Below are 24,099 nucleotides of genomic sequence, written 5' to 3' on the forward strand. Positions count from 1 at the left end.
TCTTTGAGCAATGCAGTTTCTGCGGCCAGCCCGTTAGATGTCACCCCAACAATAGCTACGCGAATGTTCTTTTTCGTTGATTTCTTGAGAATAAATAAATGGATTAAATAAAGTAAAAAAAGAGGAATCGCATACCAAAATAGAGTTACAGGAACAAACTTATTTTCCAGCGCGTTTAAATAACCCACTGATTGCAAACCACCAGATAAAAACCTAATAACTTCAACAAAAACAACAGTAAAGAAGGAACATAAGATCAAACGCAACTGGCCACGCACACTCCAGTTTTTAGGTCGATGTAGATAAAGCTCGGTATATTCACCAAATAGTAAAAACGCGGTAGAGAAGAGAATGCTGAACATTAATACAGTGCTAGTTGATTCCATCGATAATAGCAAGGCGCTCAATATTAAAATCGAGTTAATACAAATGAAATCAACTAACTTAATAAATACTGGATACCCTCCATGGGTAAATTTCAGCGAATTTCTCAGCATTGTTAGACTCGCGCTTAGTCGAATTATGATTATTGATATAGTCCTTTCCCGCTTTGATTATACCATAAGTGTAAAGAATACGATGTAAGATTGTTATGAATTGTAAAAGATAACTTCATTCAACTAAGGTGGCAACATTTAGCTGATGAAGGGCGTTACGGGTAGTCAGGTATTTGTTTTGTATAGATAAGTTAGATCAGTTTTTTAGGCTGCTATTTAACTTAGGTTCGTTGGGAGGAATGGTTTAGCGGAAATTAAAGCAAACAAAGTATTCGCTTAGTGAATACTTTGTTTGTGAAATAAATATTTTAAAAAGTGTGATTAATGAACGGTTTCTGTCGCAGACTGTGCTTGCCAATAACGATGTAATTCCAGTGCTGCTGGCCCAATAGCTGCCTGACTCGTTTCATATTCTTCTTCGGTCATCTGTTCCAGCTTAGCGATATTGGCTTCTTCACCATGTAATGCTATCGCCTCCAGCGCGCCTTGCAGTGTTTCTGGCAAAGCTGTAATGCCACTTAGCGCGACACCGCGCATGTAGCCAAAACACCACTCTTCAACGATGGTGTAATCATTTCCGTCCACTTCTCGATAACCAAACAGTGGCTCGAACTGATCAGGTGCATGGCACAGACGTTCTGCAATATCATTCATATGCTGAGAAGCAAGCTCGTTAAAGCGCTGCTGTTCTTGTGCGCTTTCCCAATGCGGAAGTTGCTTTTCACCACCCCACACTGCTGCTTGCCAGTCGGCAAGCGTAATCATCTTCGGTGCAGAAAGAATCGCGGTTAACATCCCATCCAGTTCAGAGACATCCAGTACGGAATCATCACTCCCGTATTTGGTGAGAGTGTCATCCAGCCATTCCAGTTCTTCTTCGTTTAGCGGCCCATGATTCATACTGTGTTCTCCAAAAAGTGATTGATTTTTAATTCGAATTTAGCAGGCAGACTTTTATGCTCTGTTCGGCCTGTGAATTGCAGCGACTTTAACCTAAAAATGAAGTTTTTATCAGGAAGGATATGATGAATATGTAAATTACATAAAGAACAACCGTTTAGCCTCCATTACTGGCAACCTGATTAACCTTTATCGCTCCGTAATTCGCACAGAAAATTTCACCACTAATATCACACTAATAAATAAAGTAATTATCAGCATCAACAAGGTTTTTTCCGCTTTGATGAGGCAATAATAGTGATCCATATCTCGAATTTATGTAAAATCCAGATAGTAACTTACCGTTAATGTGACACAGATTCATTATTCAACTATTGAATCAAGCACTTGTCGCATGCCTCTTCTGACGAATAAGTTTCCTTAGCTGTTTATCCCCTGACATCAATGTTTTCGCATTCCTGAGCGCCGCTTTCTATGCAAAAAAGATTACGAATATCCCTGTTACTGGTATGTTTTTCATATCTGTTGTTCGCCCAATCTACGAGTTGGGCGAATGAAAGCGTCGAACCGTCCATCGAGCAAGCATCGGTTAAGGTTGATTCCAGCAGCATATTACCAAAGCTACAACAACGGCTGGACTTGCTTAAACAGCAGGTTTCTACCGCAAAAACCGATAAACAGTTCACCAGTCTGAATAATGATGCCCAGTTACTCGCCAATGATACCGAGCAACTGATGGCAACGCTGGAACCACAACTGGCGCAAGTCGTGGCGCAACTTGAGGTATTAGGCCCCGCTCCCACGAACGGCACGTTAACAGAAACCACCCAGGTGGTGAGCCAACGTAAAAGCTTAAACAGCAGCAAGGCATTGCTCACCACACAAATTGAGCAGGCCAAAGTCATCGCCATTGGTGCGCAAAATCTATCAGCGCAAATTGATGAAATGCGACGCGGTGCACTAAAAACCCAGATAGCACTGAACACAGGAACACTGTTAGGTGAAGCATTCTGGACGCCACTGCTCAACCCAAGCGATCAGGATGTCGCACGGTTCAACAAATTCTCGTCACAACTGCGTGATGCCTGGCAGCAAGCGTGGGACAAAGAGTGGCAGATAGGTTCTGCTGTCTATTTGCTACTGGCACTAACGATAGGTTTATTCGGCCGCAGAGTGCTGGATAAACCTATCAACTGGATCTTGTTGCATGTACTGCCACAGGGCCGTTTTCGCCGTAGTTTCCTGGCCTCAGTCACCGTCCTCGAGTGCCTGTTAACGCTGGGGATCTGCGTTCAACTGCTGTGCCATATTTTTACTCGTTTGCCCGTAACCTCGCTTTGGGTGCATGAGTTTGCCGGACAGTTGGTAGGGTTAACCTATTTTTCATCGTTGGTTGCCGCTTTAGGGATCTCGTTACTCTCTCACCGCCAACCTTCCTGGCGTTTACCTGGTATTGCTGATCCCGTCGTAAAAATCCTGGCTCCGTTTCCAGCCATACTGGCAACCTCTATCTTTATCTTCGGCACATTCGAGCAACTGAATGCCCTGGTGGGGGCAAGCATCGAGTTGACGCTGTTGGGTAATGGCCTGCTGGCCTTGCTGGTCGGGATAATCGGCGTGGTCGCCCCGCTGCGGGTCAACCGCATACGCCGTATGATGCGTGATGAGGGTGAAGAATCTGAAGTACGATCAACCATTGCCGGGCTTATTCATCTGGCAATAAGCCTCACGTCAATGGTGATTCTACTTAGCTTGTTAATTGGCTATATCCCACTAGCACGTTTTATTAGCTTTGAATTGTTATGGATAGGACTGGTTCTGAGTTGCTGGTATCTGCTAGCCAACTTTGTGGTGGATCTTTGTGACATCGTATTTTCGCCGACCACCTATTGCGGGAAAATGCTCAAAAGCTCATTGAGCGTCAACGACCGACATCTGTCACTTGCCGACACACTGTTCACCGGTTTAGGTAAAACCCTGCTGCTGCTGCTGGCCACGGTTGCACTGATAAATGGCACTTTCGGTAGTACCACACCTCTTGAGTTACTCAACAACGTTGCAGAGATATGGGGTGGAAAAGGACTCGAAGGCTCAAATATTATCCCTTCCCGGGTGATGAATGCCTTGCTGTGCCTTGTCGTCGGCTTATATGTATTACGGTCTACGCGTCGCTGGCTGGATAAAGATTTTCTGCCAAAAACCAAGCTGGACCGCGGGATGCGTGCCTCGTTGGTGACACTGTTTGCCAACATTGGCTATGTGTTAATCATCATGCTGACCTTCTCTATGCTTGGCATCGAGTGGAACAAACTGGCATGGATAGTCAGTGCCTTATCGGTCGGTATCGGTTTCGGTCTGCAAGAGATTGTGAAGAACTTCATCTCCGGTCTGATTCTGTTGACTGAGCGCCCGGTGAAAGTGGGTGATTTGATCAGCATCAGTGGGGTTGAAGGAGATATTCGCCGTATTAACGTTCGCGCCACTGAGATCCAGCTCAGTGATAAATCCACGGTGATTGTGCCAAACTCGCAGCTTATCTCGCAAAATGTGCGTAATGCCACAATGGGTAATGCACAGGGTGTCGCGACTATCACCCTCACCTTCCCGCTGAATATCGATCCAGAACAGGTTCGTACCTTATTGCTGGATGCTTATCGTCAGCATGAATCGATTCTTGAAGCCCCTGCACCATCAGTGAGTTTTAAGGAGTTGGGGCCGAATGGCATTGTGCTGAGCGTGACCGGTTATGTCATCAGTCCGCGTATTGTCGGCTCAACGCGCAGTGACCTTCTATACGAAATACTTAAAATGCTACGTAACGCGGGTGTCGACCTGAGCCAGTCACAAAAATGATCTTCGGTTAGTCACATAAAGAATCTAATCAAGCCGGTCACGGACGACCAGCTAAAGGCAGGACGGGAAGCAAATCGCATGTGGAAGGTTTACCGGGTGCCAAAGACATCATACTTGCCAAACTGACAAAGCGTATGCATCGGATATTCCCTACTTTTGACTACTTATCCAGAATAAAGGCGAACCTCCTAACTACCAATGACACAACGTAATAGGTTGAAGAAGGAATATGGCGGGAACACCGACGCTAAGTAGCCAGAAACTGGATATCGTCTGAATGAGACGAAGCTACAAACAACAATGGCTCCCTCTCCCTCTGGGAGCCATTAATTCATAAAACGTAAAAAAGGTCTTAGATCAGCTGTTCCTTTTCCATGCGGTTCCCCATCACATGACGCACCAATACCATACCCGAAGCAACCAATAAGCCCAGAAGCGCTGCAAGAACAATAATTAAGGATTTACCCGGGCCATCTTTTTTCACCGGCAAAGAAGGTTGCATCTGATAAGTGTACGGCGTGAAATTAACATCACCGAGATGAATCGCTTTAAGCTGAGTTAACAAATGCTCACTGTTCTGCAGTTGTGCATTCAGTTCAGCGACATCGTTAATGGATTTCTCAATCTTGAGCTTTTCAGTTAAACCATCAGCACCCAGTGCAACAGAATAATCAGGATCGTCTTTGACCGACTGACCATTGCTGTAGACCGGTTTTTTGATCCCTGCAGCGTTGGCTACTTGTAGAGAGTAAACAAGGCGTTGCACCTTGATATGATGCTGATTTTCAAGATACGCGCGTTCTAATGCCAGCTTACTTTTCTCTGTCGAAATTTTTAGATCGATAGAGTTTTTCAGATCTTCCATCACTTTTTTCTTCACTTTGGCGACAATAAATTGAATATAGTTTTCCAGCAGCTGCTGAGCGTCATTGGCATCAGGGGCTGTGAAGCTCAGGGTCCAGGAAGAATAAGGTGCGCTATCTGTATTTTTCGGATCACTGTTGTTCTGGGACTTAAAATTCCCCGACACAATGGTAATCGCCCGGTTCAGCTCACTCTTATTAACTTCTTTATTGTCCAACAGCGCCTTAACATAAGGCGATTGAGCAAGAAATTCTCCACGCAACTCTTGAGAATCAAACATTTTCAAAAACGTATTATAGATGCTGTCCACTTCAACTTTCACGTCTACGCCCAGCGCTGCCATATTTGTCACCGAGTGAGTCAGTTCAATTACCTGCTTTTTTTCAGATTTGGTAACAATGGCTTGGCTGGTCCATTTTTGCGGGATCAGGAAACTGGCAGCCAGGCCAGCCAGGGCAAAGAGAAACATGATGACAACTATCTGCTTTCTGGCTGCAAACAAGGTTGCCAATATCTCCAGTAGGTCAATCTCCTCACGATGAGGGGGGAACTGATAAGGGAAAACATTTTCTGACTGGTTGGCTTTTACTTCGATAGACGACATGGTTTTACCGTTAATTCCTTTTTAAAAAATCAGTTGCGTAGATATATAAGATTCTCGCATGGTCAATTAGCATTTTAAATTCAACAGATTAGAACAATAGATCATTGGAGCCATTTGTTGTCTCGTTGAAACATAAATAAAATGTACAGCACACAATATGTAAGCGGCGCAATTCGCTTAAAAATTAAATGCTTTTAGTGTAGTGGCTTATGAAGACATGATTAACATCGAGGTGTGTTAATCAGCAGGTCAGCAGGTCGCAGGTCGCAGGTGTCATGGCACATCCCTGTATTACTCAAGGTATTTAAATCGAAATTTTTAGCGCGTTTTTGTTTTACCATAAATTATTTTTATTACAGAGTGTGTAAGCTTCATCAGTAGAAAGTGTTGAAAGTTCAAAATTTTCATTAAATACTCTCAAGTGTGGCGATAATGTGATTACTTCTATTCAAGTGACTGGCCAGACGTAGCGGTGCCGTTTAAAGTATTAGCAAAACATTTGTAGGGCAACCCTAACTAATACCTCTGGAACTTGTTATTAACATATTCAAAAAACAATTCCATAAAAAACACATTTTAAAATAAATGTTTTCCACGATGAATTTTTCAAGAACACCATTCACAATTCGCACCTTCACTTTATAAGTGTGTAAAAAATAAATAACTTAATGCATAGCAGGCATACAAAACATCAGCACAGGGATGCCGCCGCATAAAATCCCAGCTTAAATATCTTACTGGTATTATGTGGCTATTGAGAATATTAAAGTGAGAGTGTGTTTATACCACAACTTAACTTTACAACCCGCAACAACAGGTAACGAGATGTATCAAGAAAATAAAATATTAAAATTTTTTGGTTTAAAAATAAAACAAAACCATTTAGTACAGCTTGCCATGGCTATATATATCACCACCGCGACCCTCATTATTTACCTGCTTATGAATGGATATTTTTTTAACCATGTCCCTCATTAATTTAACAAATTCGATTACCTATTAGCTCAACACAAATTACTGAGGTGCATAATTTCATGCTCTGCACTCTATTCACCACCTGCATTATAATATGATGAAGACTGCTAAGGAGGTCAGCACATCATCATCGAAATATGTCAGACCGCATCCGTTGCGATCTAATATTCCGACTCTACATCAAGAAGTAATGTATTTAAAAATAGACACATTACTGCATTTACAACACATCTTCCCTTTCCATTCTGCTTCAAACTTCGCGTATCATTCGTCGGGATACGGACATTGTAGGTATGTATGTTTACGAAAACTAAAACAGAACACTTAATGCCTGTCCGCTCACAAAGGTTTCTCTTTACACGATGATGAATGGCAAAAATACCATTTGCCTTTGATGGCTCTCAGGTTACTGAAAAAAGAATGTTAAAATAAATGATTATACCCAATGCCCGTTTTCTGCGGCAAACTTATGAAAAAAACATGTGTAACGTGACTCAGCAATCCGAAGTGGAAAAAAAGATGATGGCAAGTAAACTTGTCAGAGGGTTAAGGGACCCGAAGCTACATAAGCTGGGTTCTCTGTCTTGTTTTTTCTCCAGGGAACAATACCCAGTCACCGCAAATGGTGGTGCTCAGCGTTATCTTAACGAACTCATTCACTCATTCGTTTCAGCAGGCTACATTGTCACTATCGACAGCGCAGAGAATGGTTTTTCGATTACCCTTGACTGGACGACCGCCTCCACACCGGTAGATTTCCCATAGATACACAATTGAAAGCAATGAACTCTGTACCGATGACTGAACTCGCTCAGGTATCGGTATCCCGGCGCTGTCCGGTGTGCGACTTCATTTTACCCCACGGAAAAGATAAAACCCCGCCGAAGCGAGGATTCATGTGTGTATGGCGGTATTAACAACTTCCCACGCACTAGCGTGCTACACGACAACTTCGGATAAAATCAACCTTTTTAAGGTGAAAAGGCAAAACATTGTGCACATCTCTCAATTTTTAATTAGTGCCTCAAATGCTTTTTCGGCCTGCCCTTCCGCAAGGTAGCACTCCTTCACCAGCACATCATAGAAAGGCTTCCCACCTCCGAACGGCACTGACAGCGAATTTATGCCGAGCTGGGTATAAGTCATGTAATCGATCTCACCTTCACAAATCACAACCGAACGCGCTTTAGCGTCAAGTGCCTACCAGCCGAAAAGGCATGGCTCGCAGTCAGCTTCTGCCATAATCAATTTATTGCCGTTTGGCCGTGCAATGCCAATGCGCTTTACCTGGAGCAACTCACCGTTACGGATGTACGGCGGGTAACGGCTGCAATCAGCATGGCAAAAGAGCTACCGCTTAATTCAGGAATGAGCCGCCTCTACATCATCCACCAGCCAGCGGGCAATAAATACACCAGGGATGGATTTAATAGCCGGTGGCGAAAAGCGAAAGAAGACATTTCGGATCTGAAAGAGAATCTTTACGAGAAACAGGCAATCTCTGGTCATAAAAATGTGGAGCAGACAGCTCGCTATGACAAAAAATTGCGATCGTTCCGGTGGTGAGAGGACAACAGAATATTATGAAGTGAAATTATGAAAAGTGGTTTTTAGAAAGTAAAAAACCACCCGAAGGTGGTTTCCACGACACTGCTTTATCATTGATTTTATAGCTTTTATTCCCATGGTGCCCGGGGCGGGACTTGAACCCGCACAGCGCGAACGCCGAGGGATTTTAAATTCTACGCAGAATCAATGAGTTACATAGCAGTGCATTGCGAAACTTTGCTGTAATTGTTTACTCATTTTACTGTAATTGGCAGTAAATAGATAGACTTGGATAACGTTGAGCACAGAAAAAGCACAGGAGAACAGTTTCCTGCCTGAGAATATTTTAAATAATGATGATGTGAAGCGCCATGGGGCTACCGGCGTTGTAAGATGATGTGTAATCTAAGTCTTCAACTAAGAAAAAGTTCGGTTTATTCAACAAAGCCCCGCTACGAGCAACCCATAACACACACGCGGGGCTTCGATCATGAACTCAGTGGACAATTTAACTACTCATGTGGTCTTCCATTTTTCCATGTGCGGAGAAATAGATTTTGCTGCGCACATACTCCCAGCATTCAGGCTTCTTCGCCCACTCTGAAATCATCCTGCCATTCGCGGATTCGTTCAGAAGACTATTCACCCGATGGGCTAAGCTGACAAGGCGGTTGCCCATCGTTTCCTCAATGCCCTGTTGATTCCAGATCTCTGCCAGATCCGTTTGGTTGCCATAAAGATGTGAATAGGCGGCCACGGTATAGGCGGCAATATTCGCCTTAAATGCGGGGAAAAGTGAATTAATCAACTTATAGGCTTTCTTATAAATAATGGCCTGCGCGATGTAATTTTTAAAACTCTCAATGTTCAGTTCATCCCCATAACGCTCAGTATCCTTGTCGATCATCGTCATTAATGCGGCAAAGTTCTTCTGTCCGCCGAGGCTGACTAAATCCGGACGCTGGAGCCAGGCACAATGATATTTTGCGAAATCTGTTTTCGTTATCCGGCGAGAGGCAGGAATCGCGTCTTTTAACCGTTTGATTCCAGCGGGTGTTTTACCTTCCCGTTCCAGCATAACCTTATAACTGCCGTTCGCTCGCTCGTAAAACCAACGGCTGTATCCGTCCGGGCAATACACCGTGTTTGCCATTTTTTCCAGCTGTACATGTACCGGTCGATTGGCTGACAGATCGGAAATATTGACTTTATTCTGGCTATTCGAGAAGCGCGAAATATCCGCAATTAGCATCTCTTCTTGTGCATTATTCGTCTGTTTCAGCACAATGACTTTTGCGGGTACACGCACGTTACGCAGATTGGTTGCCGGGAATTTCTTTTTGGTGAAAAACATAGAAGCCGTCGTCTGCCCACCGTTGACAATCTGCATCCCCTGCATCCACGCAATACCAGGACCACCTCCCGGCGCTTCGCCAAGCCTGACCTGATCGGCAACAATCACAATGCCGTTGTTATAAGCCATAAAACGCTCAGGCTGCTCGCGTAAAGTGTCACGAATCCCTTTGTTGACTTTCCCCGTCTGGCTCAGAAATGAGCGAACGTTCGCTTCCAGAATCCGGTTGCCATATTTTTCATAGATAAATCGCAGCGTCTCGCCCGGAACCACCGTCAGCGCATAATCATATTCACCCATTTCATCCGGGATCCAGACACAGGGGAGTGCGCCCCCCGCCACCTCATCAAAATTAACCTGCAGTTCGTCGCGTGGCTTACCTTCCTGCCAGTGGTTAAACAGGCGGACAATGTCCATAACCTCTAATTTAATGGTTTTACCGGCCACATAGCGGGACTGATACCAGCGGGTTTTCACCTGACCATCGGTCAGAACATAAATTCTGATTTGCTCCAGTTCCGTGTAGGACTGTTCGATGGTCGTCACCAGTTGCCAGGCATCATTGGACTGATCGAGCGTGGATGATAATTTACCGTCAACGCACTTCTGCAAAAATTGAATGCAGTGACCGGCAATCGCTTTTGTCTCAGCATCCGGGACGTGACAAAGCTCGTCGCTACCGTGATAAATGCTGACAAAAAGGTCAAGTTGATCGCCATCTTCTGAGAAGGCATAACCGCTGAGACGCACATTGTGTCCACCGACTTTCGCCATAAAGTGACACGTCTCGGCATCATCGAATGTCATGCCGATATCGGCCATATGACGCATAACAATATCGGTAAAAATCAGTTCCGGAAAAGGCGACTCAACCCCAGGCTGAGCCATTTGATCCTGATATTCCTTGCGAATCTCGTTCTGCGTTTGACGTAAAAAATCAATAAGTTCCATGCGGTAATCCTGCAAAGTCTGACAAGCAATGGTTAAAATTTTGAGCCTGAGGAATAAGTGTCTGGAGTTCGAGTTGATAGCACGCACTCACCACCGGCAACGGGACATTGGCATGCGTCAAAGAGGGAAAATCCGCTTCAATCGGAAGTGCAAACGCCTCTGTCAGCAAGAAATGACGTGTATAGAATTCAGCATGTTCAGTGAAATATCCGACGTGACAAAGCGATCCCTCAAAAAGACAGGCCGCCGGAGCGTTTCCCTCAAACCGCTGACGAAGACGGTAAATGAGGTCATTCAGGGTCGCGCCGGTGGGATGCTCGCTGAAGCGCAAACCGCACAACATGAGCGAGCCAGGCCGCTGCCAGTCCAGTTGTTCAAGCGCGTGGATGGTTACGCAAAAGCCCTGCTCTGCTGTGGTGCTTTTTACCTCAATGGCGCGTTCATCGAGTTCAAAATCCTGTAGGCCATGCTGCGGTCCTACCCATGCTTCGACTGCCGTTGACGGCGCAAGACCGCTCTCGATTAACCGCTCCAGACACGTCAATTCCCCGATTAACCCCACTTCTTCTTCATGACTGAGTGGACGGGTATCGCGCTCCATAAACGCCTGCCATAAACGAATCCGACGGAGCAGGGTTTCAAACAGACGCGGTTCAGAAACGTTCAGGAGCGAATGGAGAATATCCAGAATCATCGTCGTAAAGACATCCGCATTCCCCGTTTGCTGACGACGGATCATCAAACCGTTCTGCCGCCCCTCCTCTGTTCCGGTCATCTCAACGCGAAATCCTTTACAGGACGGCAGCGCCGTCGACCCCGGCGAAAGAGGATGAGGAAACACGGCAATCAGCATTTCTTCATTATCAGGCTGACGACGCCCGGCATGAAAGCTACAGCCCTGGTGCGTAAAAAGCCGAATCCCGCGCCAGCCCTGAGCGCCGGGCTGTTCGTCTATCTGAGATCGATCTAAGGCTTTCCAGGCCGCCAGCAGATCATCTTTACTCAGCCGCACCATACTCTTGCTCCCACAGTACGTTGTTCACTTTGTACTCCACCGTTACCCCACTGCGGCTTCCCGGAAAACTGATGCCAAAAGCCACCACCGGCAAGGCATCGTCCTGATATTCCGCTGCCGACAACGCCTGTTGCGGGTCCAGTAAGTAAATGAGCAGTAGCCCTTTTTGACGCTGTGCCGGGATGTCGTTTATGCCAAATCCTTTGATCCGACGCAGTACTACGCCACCAGGAATGACGGGCTCCTCTCGCCCTTCATTGCGTCCGGGATCGGCATGAAAAATACGCTGCGTTTCGGCCAGCGCGGCAAGCCAGGTCGATTCATCGCAGTCAATCCCTTCATCGCGTGGGGAAAGTAAACGGCCAATAGAATAGCGGTCAGTGACCCCCTCAGACGCTTTACGCATCATAAGCGGGACGGGGAAGCCACAGACAGCATGACGACGATCGACGCCCCCCCCTATCACCGCCACCGTCCATTGGGTGAGTTCATCAACACGATTCATCCGCGTAATGAAATCCGCCAGCAGTTTGCTGTTGGCTTTCCTGGCCTGAGCGTGGGTTTCATATTCCGTTAAGAAATCAATGATCGGCTCGGGAGAGACGTTTTGCCAAATGACCCCTTTCCATTTTTCAATCTTCTCTGCGCGCCGTCTCTCAGGGATCGGCGCGCCAGAACCGACACGCCCGGTCAGATGCTGGAAGGCCGCGTAGTTACGCTTGTGGTACTCCGGTTCTTTAAACAACGAAATCGTTTCGACCACCGTGCCACTGAAAGAGAGCCATAGTGAGCGCGCGCTACGCATTTTTAAGGGGGATGTCACCATTAACACGGGGTGTGATTTCACTTTTAGCCCGAAATCACGCGGGGTTCCGCCGCTGGCGACCATATTGTCAAACTCTTCCCGCAGCTCTTCTGAGGCATCCGCAATGTGCTCAAACCATTCAATCAGCTCATCGGTGGTATACAGCCGACATACATCCAGATATCCCTGTCGATAGCCAAACCAGCGCCCCATCTGCATTAACGTGTCATACATGCGGGAGGCGCGTAAGAAATAACTGGTGCATAATCCCTCAAGCGTTAGCCCTCGAGCCAGTTTGTCTCCGCCAATCGCAATGACTTTTAAGCCTGTCGCACTGTCCGAATAATCAAGCGCATCCTTCGCCGTTCCGTTTATCATTCGTACCGACACGTTTTCGATCACGGTATACAGCTTGTCGACGATCTCCCGCCACGCAAAGGCGTCGTCCGGAATCTGCTGCGGCATGGCGTCGCGAATCGTCTGACCAGTCGGCAAAAAGTCGGCCTGCCAGAGTGATTCAAGCTGATGTAAAAAAGGCTCGTGTCCAATCCTTCGCGTCAGTCGCTGTCTCACGTCCTGAATGTAGGCGTCAATATGCTCATAAACGACCGATTGCACTTTATTGAAGCGGGTCACATGGACCAGCATCGAACTGTGTTTATCTCCCTGACCGCGTAATTCTCTGACACAGCACGCCAGCAAAAAGCTATCGATGGCGTGTTTTAACGAGTCCGGGAAATGGGTTAGCGTATCGAGCGTGGGATAGTGCGAGCTCTTATGAGAAACCGGCATCCACCCTCTTTTTCCGTCATCGCTGCAATGATCGCTCACCCGCCTGATCAAAGGCAGTTCACCGGTCCGCCCTTCCGCGGCGGCCCGACCAAATACCCTCGCCGGGCCGATGTAATTAGAAGGTGCGCCGAGGTTAATGATAAAGGCGGAAGGGAACAAATCCGGGCCTTCATCACGCGTTTCATTGCTCTCGTGAATAAAAATATTGGCAAAGGGCGTGGCAGTATAGCCGACATACGCCTTACGGCTGAACTGCATCAAAAGCTTACGAATCAGGCTATTGATTGCCGTTGGCTGATGTTCAGCATCCGGTTTTCCATCGTCATCGTAGACGATTTCCCCCGTATCAACTGAGGCATTATCCGCTTCATCATCAATCATCAGCAGCGGTAATTCCGAAACAAAACGCTTTCCGGTGACGGGGTCAACGCTGGTGGCAACATGGTTCTCAATCCAGGTATGCAGGCGTTTCAGAATAGATTTATTTTTCTTTACCACGAACAGCCAGGGCCGTTGCTCGGGGCTGATTCCCAGATTCTTAGCCACTCCGGCACTGAAGTCGCCCTTTTCAGATCGGTTGGTGACGTAATTGGGACGAATGACGGGATCGCTATCAATATCGCCCACCCCAATGATGGTCACTTTTTCTCTGAGTGGACTCGTCTCGTAGCCAAGAAATCCTTCATCCAGACGCATTTGGGTCTGCGAGCGGAGGTTATTATGCAAACCCGCAAGCACAATGATTATCTTATATCCCGCATCCGCGGCTTTACAGATTAGACCGGTATAGTGGCTGGTTTTCCCCGACTGAACATGGCCGACCACCAGACCACGCCGGTCCCAGCGCCCTTCCCGCCCTGGCTGCTCAAGTAATCCCAGAACACGATCCGTTGAACGGTCAAGGGTATCCAGGACTCCCCAGGGCATCGTTTTACCAAGCCATTGGCGATATCGATGCCAGTAGCGCCACTCGCGTTTCGCATCTGCGGTCAGCCAAGGTTGATGTCCTTCATCATTACTCAGAGAAGTATCTTCGCCCATCCAGATGCTATAACGGCGGATCAACTCTTCGACCAGAATCTCCCGGTTATCAAGCCGGCTCCACTCCGGTTTCATCTGACAAACCATGTCAATATGTTGGCGCAGAATGCCAGGGGTGATCGTGCTTTTATCCTGGCCTTGCAGGAGCGTTTGCACAATCTGCAATACACTCAGTTGCGTGTCATCCAGGGGATTCAGACTCATAGCGATTTCTCTTGTTGATCGTCGGGGAGTTGTGCAATTAATTCGGGATAATTATCGAAAGGTTCCATATTTTGCAGATGCTGTTTCGCCAGCGCCGGTGACATCGCCTGCTGACCAACCAGGGTCTGGTACATGACCTGCAATACGGATAACACCTCTGCGGGCGGCGCGGTTTCAAAGCCTGTCCGCGGCGTCTCTTTTGTCTCAGCCGTATCAAGCCAGATTTGCTGAACCGGAACGGTTTCCTCAATCAGTCTTAGCATGGCCTGAATTTGTGGGGATAACTCACCAGCCTGCGAAAGGACATTGCTGATGACAGGATGTTGTAACGAAATCTGGTAACGAACACCTGATGACGTCTTCTGCGCCTGCCAGAGATGAACGAGTTCCTCGCCGGGCTTGCGCTTATTCATTTTCCCGCGTTTGGCAAATGTCCTTACCGCACGATCGCGTGTTGATTGCGCCAGCTGAGTTAACCAGGGACGCAGCGAAACCGGCGGGCGCGCCATCGATTTACGAATATCAATCTTCCAGTCTATGTCAGCATCATTAGGGATATCCAGACGGATCCGCGCAAGGCGGTGGGTTTCATCTTTCGTCCAGGCCCGGGGATTTCCAAGTCCAAGCCAGTTGCCCGCCACCAGCAATCGCTCATTCCGGTATACATAAAATCCTTGCTGAGCCGTCCAGCCTGCCGGTCCTTGAGCCTGTTGATACTCCTGCGTCGTCAGGTGATCCTGATGCGGCAGAACATGACACTCCACCTTCACGGCAGGAGCGCCTGGCGCCATTGCCGAAGGCGAATGCCAGGGCTTGGAAGGATGCCCGCTGAGAAAGGGATCCCAGGCTTTAATTTTGCGACCATTGAGGGTGAGAGTGAGTCGGGGAGAGTTCCCCTCAAGGAATCGGTGAAATACCATCGCCAGATGTTGTTCAACGCCATCCATCAGATTGAGGAAATCTTTCTCACCGTAGCCGGGGGTGACAATTCGGTCTAAAACGTCCCACAGCACCACCGTACCGTGGGAGTCAGGTTCCGCATTTGCTAACGCCTCCTGACTCCCTGGGTCAGCACCTTCAAGCAAATACCAACCGTCGTCCGTACTGGCGGCGAGAATGTCCAGATCCCACCGCAGGATGGTCGTTATCCCCTCTTTTTTAGAGGAGACCGTCAGGCGACGACATTGCGAAAAGGAGGCGGTTTTGAGTCCAAGACCGAAGCGGCCCAGATCGTGTCCTGGACGCTTTGTCAGCGGGTTTTTGACCCCCAGCCGCATCGCAACATCCAGTTCAGCGGCCGACATGCCGCAACCATTATCCCGAACCACAATATAGCTATCCGACTCACGCCAGTGAAAAGTCAGATCGACCTTACGGGCACCAGCACTGATGCTGTTGTCGATGATATCAGCCAGTGCGGTGGCGGTGTTGTAGCCGAGCCCTCGCAGAGCTTCGATCAAAATGGCTGCATTCGGTGGCGCATGGCGCATGGTCGTCATTCTTCTTCTTCCTGCATCTCGCTCAACGCGGTTTCCCACTGTTCGACGAAGCCGCCTAATTTCGACGCCCGGCTGTGATGACGGAGCTTACGGAGCGCTTTGGCTTCTATCTGACGTATCCTTTCTCGCGTGACATCAAACTGTTTACCCACCTCTTCCAGCGTGAAATCTTGCGTCATACCGATGCCAAAACGCATTTTTATGATCTGTGCTTCGCGTGGCAACAGCGTATCCAGAACCGATGAAATATGTTCTCTTAACTCCAGAGACTGAACGGGAGTACTGGTGAAATCCCTTCGGGTCAGCAGCGCGTCTCCCGACAACGCTGCTTCGCGGTCCTGAGCGTCGTCATGAAAATCACCAATCAGCGCCGTCTGTTCTTCATATTTAGCCATCCGAAGAAGTTGACGCTCTGACAGGTCGGTCATTTCCTGCAACAGTCTGAGGGTGGGCGTTATTCCCTGGCGATGCAGCAACTGATCCCGACTGCTCCGCCAGCGCCTGAATTGCTCATAGAAGTGAACGGGTAAACGAATAAGCTGCGCCTGATCGGCAATCGCACGGGTGATCTTCTGGCGGATCCACCAGGAGGCATAAGTGGAGAATTTGAATCCACGCCGATAGTCGAATTTTTCAACGGCCTTGATCAAGCCCAGATTACCTTCCTGGATTAAGTCCTCGATATCTAATCCTCGCCCGCAGTGTTTTTTCGCAATCGCTACCACAAGACGTAAATTGGCGTGGATTAATCCCTCCCAAGCGTCTCTGTAACTACTGACATACAGACTCACATTATGGCATTCATCAGGGATGAGCGTTTGGGCGCACTCGACTATCTGTTGCAGGTCACGGTACTCCGGGCGAGGGATATGATTATCCTGGTACTCTTCAGCTTTCCCACTTCTCAGCAGAATGAGCAGATCGTTAAAGGTGATGGCGTCATCGTCATCGGCTGCGGAAGAGATTTCCTCATCCGCTTCTTCCGCGTCGTCTTCCTCTTCAGTAATCTCAGGCGATGTCGCGGGGAGGCAATTCGGATGCAGCAACTGAAGATATTCTGCTTCGGGTAATCTCGCCAGGATCGTCATCAAGTTGATAAGCGCCGTATCCATGCGCTGCCCGAGTCGCTCCTCCTTTGTTTTATCGACGACATCCCATTGGCGAATGTCCACAAGATAACGTTCAAAGATGCCGGACTGCCGCAATGCACCGAAAGCGTCAAACCAGGGCTCGAGGTCATCACTCGCCGCTAATTCCCCACAGGCATCACTTTTCGGGAAAACATCATCGCCATCCACAATCAAAGGTAAGTCCTTGATCAATGCCTCTACGCTGACCCGGAATTCAAGCCACGGCATTCCGAAATCATCTTCCCCGGCAGACCGGATGTCACGAACAGAGACACGACCGGCGTCCAGTGCACTAGTGAGCAACGTTGAGAAATGGGGATAATTTTGCGGAGAGTGAGAAACTGGCGTCGGCGGGTCAGGAAGCGAGAGTTCGATATCGATCCACTCAGCAGCGTTATCTATCGGGCGATAGCGGGATAATAATTGCTGAGCCTCAGCGGAAGCGTGTCGTAATGTCAGATTATCTTCGGCGGGTTCCGATTCGATTTCAGCATCCCACTGCATAAAATCCATTGCGTCTTCGGTTTCGGGAGGTTCTGTTTCCACATCGGCTTCAATTACAAGCTCAACGTTTGCCTCATCATCTAGCCCTCCTGCTAGTTGCTGCCCGTCAGGCGGAGGAGATTGCCGATAACGAGCTAACAGATCACGCAGCGTTTGCTCCTGCGCGAGGTCACTGGCGCGAAACCCGAGGTTGTTTTGATGCTCAACATCGACACCCGCACACAACAACATTTCGCAAATAGCGAAATGCCCATTCTGGGCCGCAATCATCAATGGGCTATTTCCCAGAGAATCTCGTGAATCTTTCGGCAATCCCCTGCTGAGATGAAACTCCACCACGGAGGCGACCCCGCTTTTTAGCGCCCGAATAAGTAAAGGGGGGATGCGATAAAACTCAGAAACAGAGCGATGCATGCTGACAGCCTTTCCTTGTAAACCACACCCGCGGAAATGCAATCTATCTTATAGGGAGAAAATCGAATTTGGTACTGTATATATAAGCAATATATCATTTTTGGTGATCTTCATCGCCAATTGGGCTTTGATGAAAAAATCGAGCTTTTGCTGAGCTGAAGGACCTGTTAAAGCATTTGCTGACAACACATGCAGTCATGTAGTAAACCAGAAGTTCAGAGCCACCAATTGGCACACCTACAAAAAGCCCTTCTCAACCTTGGCTCAATGGATTTCTGGCTGGATGACGAGGCCATTAGGTCTCATATGAATGAAGTGGTTTACTGAATTTGGCCAACTGAGCAGAAGTGCTTTACTCACCTCAGAACAACACAGGTAAGTCCCCCTCTCACGGAGGCCTACCTGTCCTTTGCTATATCTATATGACTGCACAGTTACGAGTTTGACTGGAAATCTTCGATTATCTTCTGATTGTAATCATCCAGATACTTTTGCAGTTCATCCCTGTCGATCAGTCGTACCAAGGCTGACTCAGCTAACTCTTTAGCTGAGCGTGTGAAGTAGGAATTAGTCACAACCATCGCCTCATCACAACCATAGAACGTTTTAGCAGAGATCACCTGCTGCACCGCCGAGTTACCTACAGAACCAGAATAATTTTTCGCCTGAATAACCATATCCTTACCAAATCGAGTGACGAAGAGGTCTGCACCCTGATCTTGAGTTCTCTTGGTTTCTTTGACGTCATAACCCATAGTCTGGAATACTTCCACAAGGAAATCTTCAAACTGGAAACCGTCCATTGCATCAACTAAATACATGGTGACGAATTTATTAGGGTTAAAATGCTCAAGGCGTGTAGCTAATCTATCAACCAGAATATCAAAATAAATACGTTCGCACACAGCCAAGTATTTTTTAACTTCATCAAATAAAACCAAAGGGACACCAGGCGTGGCCTCCGCTTTTTCATTGAATTCTACTGATGAGAACTCTATTTTATTGCTCCATATATAGAATAGAAATAATGAAAGATCTGCCCGAAAAGTGGTACCTGCCTCCTCAATCCATGATTTCAAGGATTCAGTAAGTGTAGATTTAATATGCCGTTTAACTTCCTTCGCGAAACCATAATAAAGAGCGTTAAATGACGTGGTAAGGAGTAATTTATCTAATAGCTCAGGTAATTCCTCAAGCTCATTGAACCCTTTTCTAACCAACACCTCACGGAAAAGTTGTAATTCGGAGTATGTACCATTATCTGTTGGGAAATCTGCTTCCGATTTACTATTATGTGAGAATCTGGAAGTGTAAATGAAGTTAGTAAAATATGGATCTTTTAAACTGGAGTATTTTTCGAGAACATTTTCAAGTAATTGATTAAGCTGAGTTTGTTCTTTCTTTTTCCCAAACAGATCTTTCAGCACACCTTTTGAACGATACTGAAACTCGGGATAAAACGATGGATTCAATGGTGTCATACGTTGTATATCTATTGCTTGTGTGGTCGATGATGCTGAACCCCATGCAGACGTTTTTACAGGCGAAACTCCACTACACCAGGGACAATTAACCTCAAAAGTCGTTCTACTGCAAGTATCACACTGATAAATCATTTGAATATTCTCCTTTTATTCCAATATCTGACTATTCGACACTTTAATTTCCTGCCTAATAATCCACAATTTAAAAAAGATCATCATAACGCAGTCATATTAATTTATGTTCTTATTTTTGAGTCCATCCACTCCGTCATATCCTTAAGAAGAACCAGTGCATCTTTTTTGCTTCTCGTGTTCCCCCAAAAACTCAGTTCAAGCACTTTCCCCTTCCCAGTAATTGATACTTCGTAGTCCTCAGGGCTAGCGGTTGGAATGAAATCTCCAGCACTTAAAGCAACTCTTATTTCTTCTTTTAGTGCATTAACTTCAGGGTAATCATCTGAATGTATCCAGCCATATACGTAGAACTCAGCTTCATCTCGTCCATCCTCTGAAGGGCGATAAACTAACGTAATTCCTGTTTTACCTTGCCCCCAGCATCCGGGCATCAGATGAATTGCTTTATAGTAACCCTTCCAGTTATTAATACCTGTTGCAATATGAATATCAGGCAATACCTCTGAGACAACCGATTTAGCTTCCTCGGTGATAGCATTTTGGTACATTTCCAGCAATTGAACCGATTTTATCAAAGCCGTGAAATTTTCAGTGACAAACTCCACATTTTTATCAGATACCTTATCCATACTAACCTCACTCAATTTTTTAAGATGACTTAAAAACTCCTGATAAAAAACAGTCCACTTGCTGAACTCTTGATTCATCATCTCCAACCCCAGACGTCGGATGGCGGTTTCCAGCAGCAGTGAATAATTGATAAGTTGCCAACCGTCTACGCCTTTAGCGCAGTTACCATCAGGCTTTAATATACAACGAAATAGATTTTGATTGTTACCGCCGTAACTATCAATAAGACTTACATAGCTGGGAAAAGGATTATATGTATCAGCCAAAACTTTATGCTCAATACCTATGATAAATTCATCATGTCTGATAAGAATATCAAGATATTTCCCATCCTCTGTTCTGGCCTCTCTCATTAATTCCAGAGAGGTGAAATCAATTTCATCAACATCGAGGGAATCATCCAGACAACATAACAATGCTTTTAGCAACCATGGCGGCACCATTTTCTGGGCTCCCATAAACAAAGCCATCAAATCCGTTGTTGGGTTTTCGAGATATCCGGAACCTCCCAATTCAAAAAAATTGAATTCAACATCATCCTCAACCGAGATGCCTTTCAGTTGTTCAATAAATTCGATAGCCAACGCTTCAGAATGCAATTCAACCTCCCTTTAACAATCATGTTTACTATGCCATTTGTTTGATATTTTAGTTATTGAAAACTTTCACTGTTAATCAATATCCATGCAGAAAACTCAAACATTATTCATTAATCCTCTTGCGGGCAATATCTATCTCTATCGCCATTTTAATTTCATCTTTCTGGGATTCTATAATCCTGATATCTTTTTCCATACTTTCAATTAAAGCATTAAGTGTTTTTCTTTTTTCAGGGTCACTTTCATATTTTAACTTTACCTCCGGCTCAATCATTTTCATTCTTATTGCATGAATTTGTTCGTTAAGAGGTTTTGTTTTTTCATTTATGATTCTGTTTTTCTCATTGAACCAGTGCATGCCTTCATTAAAACGTTCCAGACCGGCATTTGTATCATTGAGCACCCTGGCTACAACATTTGATACTTCTCCTGATTTACTCTTTTTTTTACCGAGAAGTTTCATTAATAATCCAGAAACAACAATCACCGGAATAGCCACATAAGTTAAATAGACACCAACATAGCTGACAGTTAGTAATGTCAGGACATAAAGAATCAGAGTGGTATAAAAAATATACTTTGATACTGAATACATAACTTCCCCGATTAGTTTCTAAATTAGAATAAGCCCCAAAATCACATATCAGCCAACAACATCCCCGCCATTCCGTCGAGCCGTTTCTTGACCTTTTCCCAGCCCGGCATAACCTGACCCATCAGACGGTAAAACTCTTCACTGTGGTTGGCGCAGGATGGTGTTCTTCTGTTTTTCTTCACCCAAGCGATCGGTGTTAAACGAAATATCCTGGAACACGCTTTTCCCGGCGTCTTTCAGTTTGGTGCCGTTGGCTTCTTCAATGGCGTGTAATGCCTGATCAATACGCTCGCCGTTGCCCGGCTCATGGCGACGTTCGTACAGCGCATAAAAGCTGGCACTTTTTGGCAGCACAAAACGCTCGTTAGCCATCATCGCTTCAATCAGTTCCGGCGCATCGCCATACTGTTCTTTATATTCGTCATAGTGATCCTGCCAGACATCTGAAATGTACTTGAGGAACAGCATCGTAAGGATAAAGTCTTTATAGGTATCAGCACTGATGGTGCCACGGAACGTATCACACGCGGCCCACAGGGCTTTGTTGATCGTATCCTGACTGATTTTATCGTTCATGAATCTTCCTGGTCAGCAGAAAAAGCTAGCGATGCAGGGCTTTGCATCGAAAAAATTGCGGTAAATGATACCGTAAGATGCCTCCCCTGACACGCCAATATCGCAGCATTCAGGTTTGCATCATCCCCGTAATATCGACATGCGATAGACCGACACAACCTGGCTCGTCACTCGCTAAAAACCAATTATCTTAGTAAGATAGCATCCATATTAGCCATGGTGTAAAACTGCCGTTGGGGTAATGATGATCCATATATCACCCGTTCTGGTGTGTGAAGCTGACATCATCCATAATCGGCAACGTTGATGCCCTTTGATAGTAATGGTGGCCGTCAATGTGATTCCCCTGTTGACTGGAGGTCTCCGGATAGTATGAGTATTGCCAATTGCGTTATCGGCCCACTTTACGATGAGCAAATAAAAAAACACTTATGTATGCTGACCATAAATTCAAGCGGCTAGTGAATACACGAATCTCGTTACTCGAACATTTATCACCCCACTATGACTTATCTTCCATGTTCAGCTATGAGTTGGAAGGAAGAGTTTTCCGGATTAAATTGATCAAGCCTGAGATTAAATTATCTCGCCAGCAGTTAATCTTCTCCTCACATTTTTTAGAGCCGGTTTTCCTAAAATAATATAAAAAACACATCTCAAACACCCTACAAAAAACAATTAAACAGTGCATTAAAAAATACAAACAAAAAATCAAAGTCGAGCATACCATTTTAGATTACATATCAGCATCGCCACGCAATACGTCGAGTTATGAATTAAATGAGATAGTTTTTCAATCTGAACATTGCGATGAAATTCGCAATATTGAAAATGGTATATTGCTTGATGAACTAACGTTGAATGGCCGGATTACTAACATTTCTAGATACATTAAAAATAGTCAAGACAAAATCATCGAACACATAGAGTTCTGCACTCATAAATTTTCCTGAAGAAGATGAATAGTGGTGAGTAGCCGTTTCTGGTTGTATGTACGTACTGGTAAAGAATTAATCCTCCGCGTTCTTTTCTCCATCACCAACTTTGCTGAGTGTTTTCAGTCTTACCCGCCAGTCAGCATATAAAACATGCGTAAATAATTTCTCCGGATGCGCCTCCAGCAGGCATATATCTGGCGAGCGTAGAACAGCAGCCAGAAAACCAGCATTATTGGCACTAGCCCCTTTAAACAGAGGTCTGAATACACCAGATGTGAAGCCCGTCGTTGGTTGTACTTCGAGCACACTTTCAATTTTAGAAAGTGAAATCCAGTCCTTAGAGAACAATCCTCCGCTGCCATTTGCCAGGAGACGCAGATAAAGTTCATTATCCGTTTCAGACATTGCCAGTTGCCATGTCAGCATACCACTGGCTTTAGGACTAATTTTTTCCGCCTGTCCTGATTCAATGAGCAGCTTATAACTCTCTTCAGGTAATATTTGCTCATCTTCAGTGATACCTTTTTCAACATCACTTAAATCATTATTCAACTCCAGCTCATCGTGTTCATTATTATTTTTTCCTGACTTTGATTTTCTCATTTTCTTCTCCTTATTTTAATTTAATTTACAGGCGTGATTCCGCCATAGACATTAACGTATCAATCCCGTCCAGAGGACAATTGGGATGAAACAACAGATAAATACCATTTCCATTATCTTCTGTAATTGATAGCATCAAGTAATATTCATCTGTCAGATGGACCACGAACTCAGGGTTTGCAATTAAATGATGAATGACATCCAATACGTGTTGTTTAATATTTTCGGGAACATCACCGGGTTCAATGTACATTAATGTCACACCGACCTCCCCCCAAAAATTCATTGCGGAAGATTCATCATCAAATGGGAGTATCAGTTCTTTTCTCAAGACAGTCATAACTGAATCGGGAAGAAGGAGCGACGGCAGGTCTTGCCAGTTCGAGACATATTTCATTGAACAATCCTCATAAACAAAAAACCCCGATACGTTTTAAGTATCGGGGTTACATAGACAGGGTAAAGAATCTGGAATTGCCTTCAGTGGTCATCTATATTCTTTCATAATATCCACAATCCTTGCAGATCAGCACTGGAGCATTATTCCTTTCACGCTGTTCAAGGAATCCAAAGAGACGTTGTATCGCCC

Annotated in this window: 14 protein-coding genes and 5 pseudogenes; 3 read left to right on the forward strand and 16 right to left on the reverse strand. The window is 45.8% G+C overall.

Annotated features, from left to right (window positions below):
- Both MES37_RS13285 and MES37_RS13290 read right to left on the reverse strand, forming a co-directional pair.
- A pseudogene (locus tag MES37_RS13285) lies at window positions 1-362 on the reverse strand (undecaprenyl-phosphate glucose phosphotransferase); the annotation flags it as partial.
- 462 nt (window positions 363-824) lie between these two features.
- Window positions 825-1,397 (reverse strand): annotated as a pseudogene (locus tag MES37_RS13290) (UPF0149 family protein); the annotation flags it as partial.
- Between the two features lie 474 nt (window positions 1,398-1,871).
- Between MES37_RS13290 and MES37_RS13295 the strand changes: the two are divergent.
- Complete coding sequence (locus MES37_RS13295; protein WP_237931700.1) at window positions 1,872-4,250, forward strand: DUF3772 domain-containing protein; 2,379 nt, start codon at window positions 1,872-1,874, stop codon at window positions 4,248-4,250.
- A gap of 352 nt (window positions 4,251-4,602) precedes the next feature.
- Here MES37_RS13295 and wzz(fepE) read toward each other — a convergent pair whose 3' ends face one another.
- The gene (gene wzz(fepE) / locus MES37_RS13300) at window positions 4,603-5,718 is read right to left on the reverse strand and encodes an LPS O-antigen length regulator Wzz(fepE) (RefSeq protein ID WP_237931702.1); all 1,116 of its coding nucleotides are present in this window, start codon (window positions 5,716-5,718) and stop codon (window positions 4,603-4,605) included.
- A 1,497-nt stretch (window positions 5,719-7,215) separates the two neighbouring features.
- Between wzz(fepE) and MES37_RS13305 the strand changes: the two genes are divergently transcribed.
- A complete protein-coding gene (locus MES37_RS13305) occupies window positions 7,216-7,458 on the forward strand; it encodes a hypothetical protein (RefSeq protein WP_166642032.1) in 243 nt (80 codons plus the stop codon).
- 324 nt (window positions 7,459-7,782) lie between these two features.
- Here MES37_RS13305 and MES37_RS13310 read toward each other — a convergent pair.
- Window positions 7,783-8,010 (reverse strand): annotated as a pseudogene (locus MES37_RS13310) (bifunctional DNA primase/helicase); the annotation flags it as partial.
- 21 nt (window positions 8,011-8,031) lie between these two features.
- Between MES37_RS13310 and MES37_RS13315 the strand changes: the two are divergent.
- The gene (locus MES37_RS13315; RefSeq protein ID WP_443107141.1) at window positions 8,032-8,259 is read left to right on the forward strand and encodes a hypothetical protein; all 228 of its coding nucleotides are present in this window, start codon (window positions 8,032-8,034) and stop codon (window positions 8,257-8,259) included.
- A 490-nt stretch (window positions 8,260-8,749) separates the two neighbouring features.
- Here the strand turns inward: MES37_RS13315 and mzaE are convergent, their stop codons facing one another.
- From mzaE to MES37_RS13375, 12 genes and pseudogenes are all read right to left on the reverse strand, one after another.
- Window positions 8,750-10,546: an MZA anti-phage system associated AIPR family protein MzaE gene (mzaE, locus tag MES37_RS13320; protein WP_237931704.1), complete on the reverse strand. Its 1,797-nt coding sequence runs from the start codon at window positions 10,544-10,546 to the stop codon at window positions 8,750-8,752.
- A complete protein-coding gene (mzaD, locus tag MES37_RS13325; RefSeq protein WP_237931706.1) occupies window positions 10,533-11,561 on the reverse strand; it encodes an MZA anti-phage system associated PD-(D/E)XK motif protein MzaD in 1,029 nt (342 codons plus the stop codon). The genes mzaE and mzaD overlap by 14 nt, the downstream gene beginning before the upstream one ends.
- Window positions 11,545-14,403: an MZA anti-phage system associated Z1 domain-containing protein MzaC gene (gene mzaC, locus MES37_RS13330; RefSeq protein ID WP_237931708.1), complete on the reverse strand. Its 2,859-nt coding sequence runs from the start codon at window positions 14,401-14,403 to the stop codon at window positions 11,545-11,547. Before mzaC ends, mzaD begins: the two co-directional genes overlap by 17 nt.
- Window positions 14,400-15,902 (reverse strand): MZA anti-phage system associated ATPase MzaB, encoded by a 1,503-nt coding sequence (mzaB, locus tag MES37_RS13335; protein ID WP_237931710.1) that lies wholly within the window; start codon window positions 15,900-15,902, stop codon window positions 14,400-14,402. Before mzaB ends, mzaC begins: the two co-directional genes overlap by 4 nt.
- A complete protein-coding gene (mzaA, locus tag MES37_RS13340; protein WP_273694109.1) occupies window positions 15,899-17,950 on the reverse strand; it encodes an MZA anti-phage system associated sigma-70 family RNA polymerase sigma factor MzaA in 2,052 nt (683 codons plus the stop codon). Before mzaA ends, mzaB begins: the two co-directional genes overlap by 4 nt.
- A gap of 434 nt (window positions 17,951-18,384) precedes the next feature.
- Window positions 18,385-19,566 carry a restriction endonuclease gene (locus MES37_RS13345; protein ID WP_237931714.1) on the reverse strand — a complete coding sequence of 394 codons (1,182 nt, stop codon included), beginning with the start codon at window positions 19,564-19,566 and terminating at the stop codon, window positions 18,385-18,387.
- Between the two features lie 104 nt (window positions 19,567-19,670).
- Complete coding sequence (locus MES37_RS13350; RefSeq protein ID WP_237931716.1) at window positions 19,671-20,798, reverse strand: PD-(D/E)XK nuclease family protein; 1,128 nt, start codon at window positions 20,796-20,798, stop codon at window positions 19,671-19,673.
- A gap of 103 nt (window positions 20,799-20,901) precedes the next feature.
- On the reverse strand, window positions 20,902-21,393 hold the full coding sequence (locus MES37_RS13355) for a hypothetical protein (RefSeq protein ID WP_237931718.1): 492 nt from the start codon (window positions 21,391-21,393) through the stop codon (window positions 20,902-20,904).
- Between the two features lie 41 nt (window positions 21,394-21,434).
- Window positions 21,435-21,542 (reverse strand): annotated as a pseudogene (locus tag MES37_RS13360) (YgjP-like metallopeptidase domain-containing protein); the annotation flags it as partial.
- A pseudogene (locus tag MES37_RS13365) lies at window positions 21,541-21,969 on the reverse strand (type I restriction-modification system subunit M N-terminal domain-containing protein); the annotation flags it as partial. The pseudogenes MES37_RS13360 and MES37_RS13365, both read right to left, overlap by 2 nt.
- A 1,010-nt stretch (window positions 21,970-22,979) precedes the next feature.
- On the reverse strand, window positions 22,980-23,510 hold the full coding sequence (locus tag MES37_RS13370) for a hypothetical protein (protein WP_237931720.1): 531 nt from the start codon (window positions 23,508-23,510) through the stop codon (window positions 22,980-22,982).
- 25 nt (window positions 23,511-23,535) lie between these two features.
- Window positions 23,536-23,907 (reverse strand): hypothetical protein, encoded by a 372-nt coding sequence (locus MES37_RS13375; protein WP_237931722.1) that lies wholly within the window; start codon window positions 23,905-23,907, stop codon window positions 23,536-23,538.
- Window positions 23,908-24,099 lie beyond the last annotated feature (192 nt).

It is taken from the genome of Buttiauxella sp. S19-1 (assembly GCF_022134725.1).
In the GTDB taxonomy this organism is placed as follows: Bacteria; Pseudomonadota; Gammaproteobacteria; order Enterobacterales; family Enterobacteriaceae; genus Buttiauxella; species Buttiauxella ferragutiae.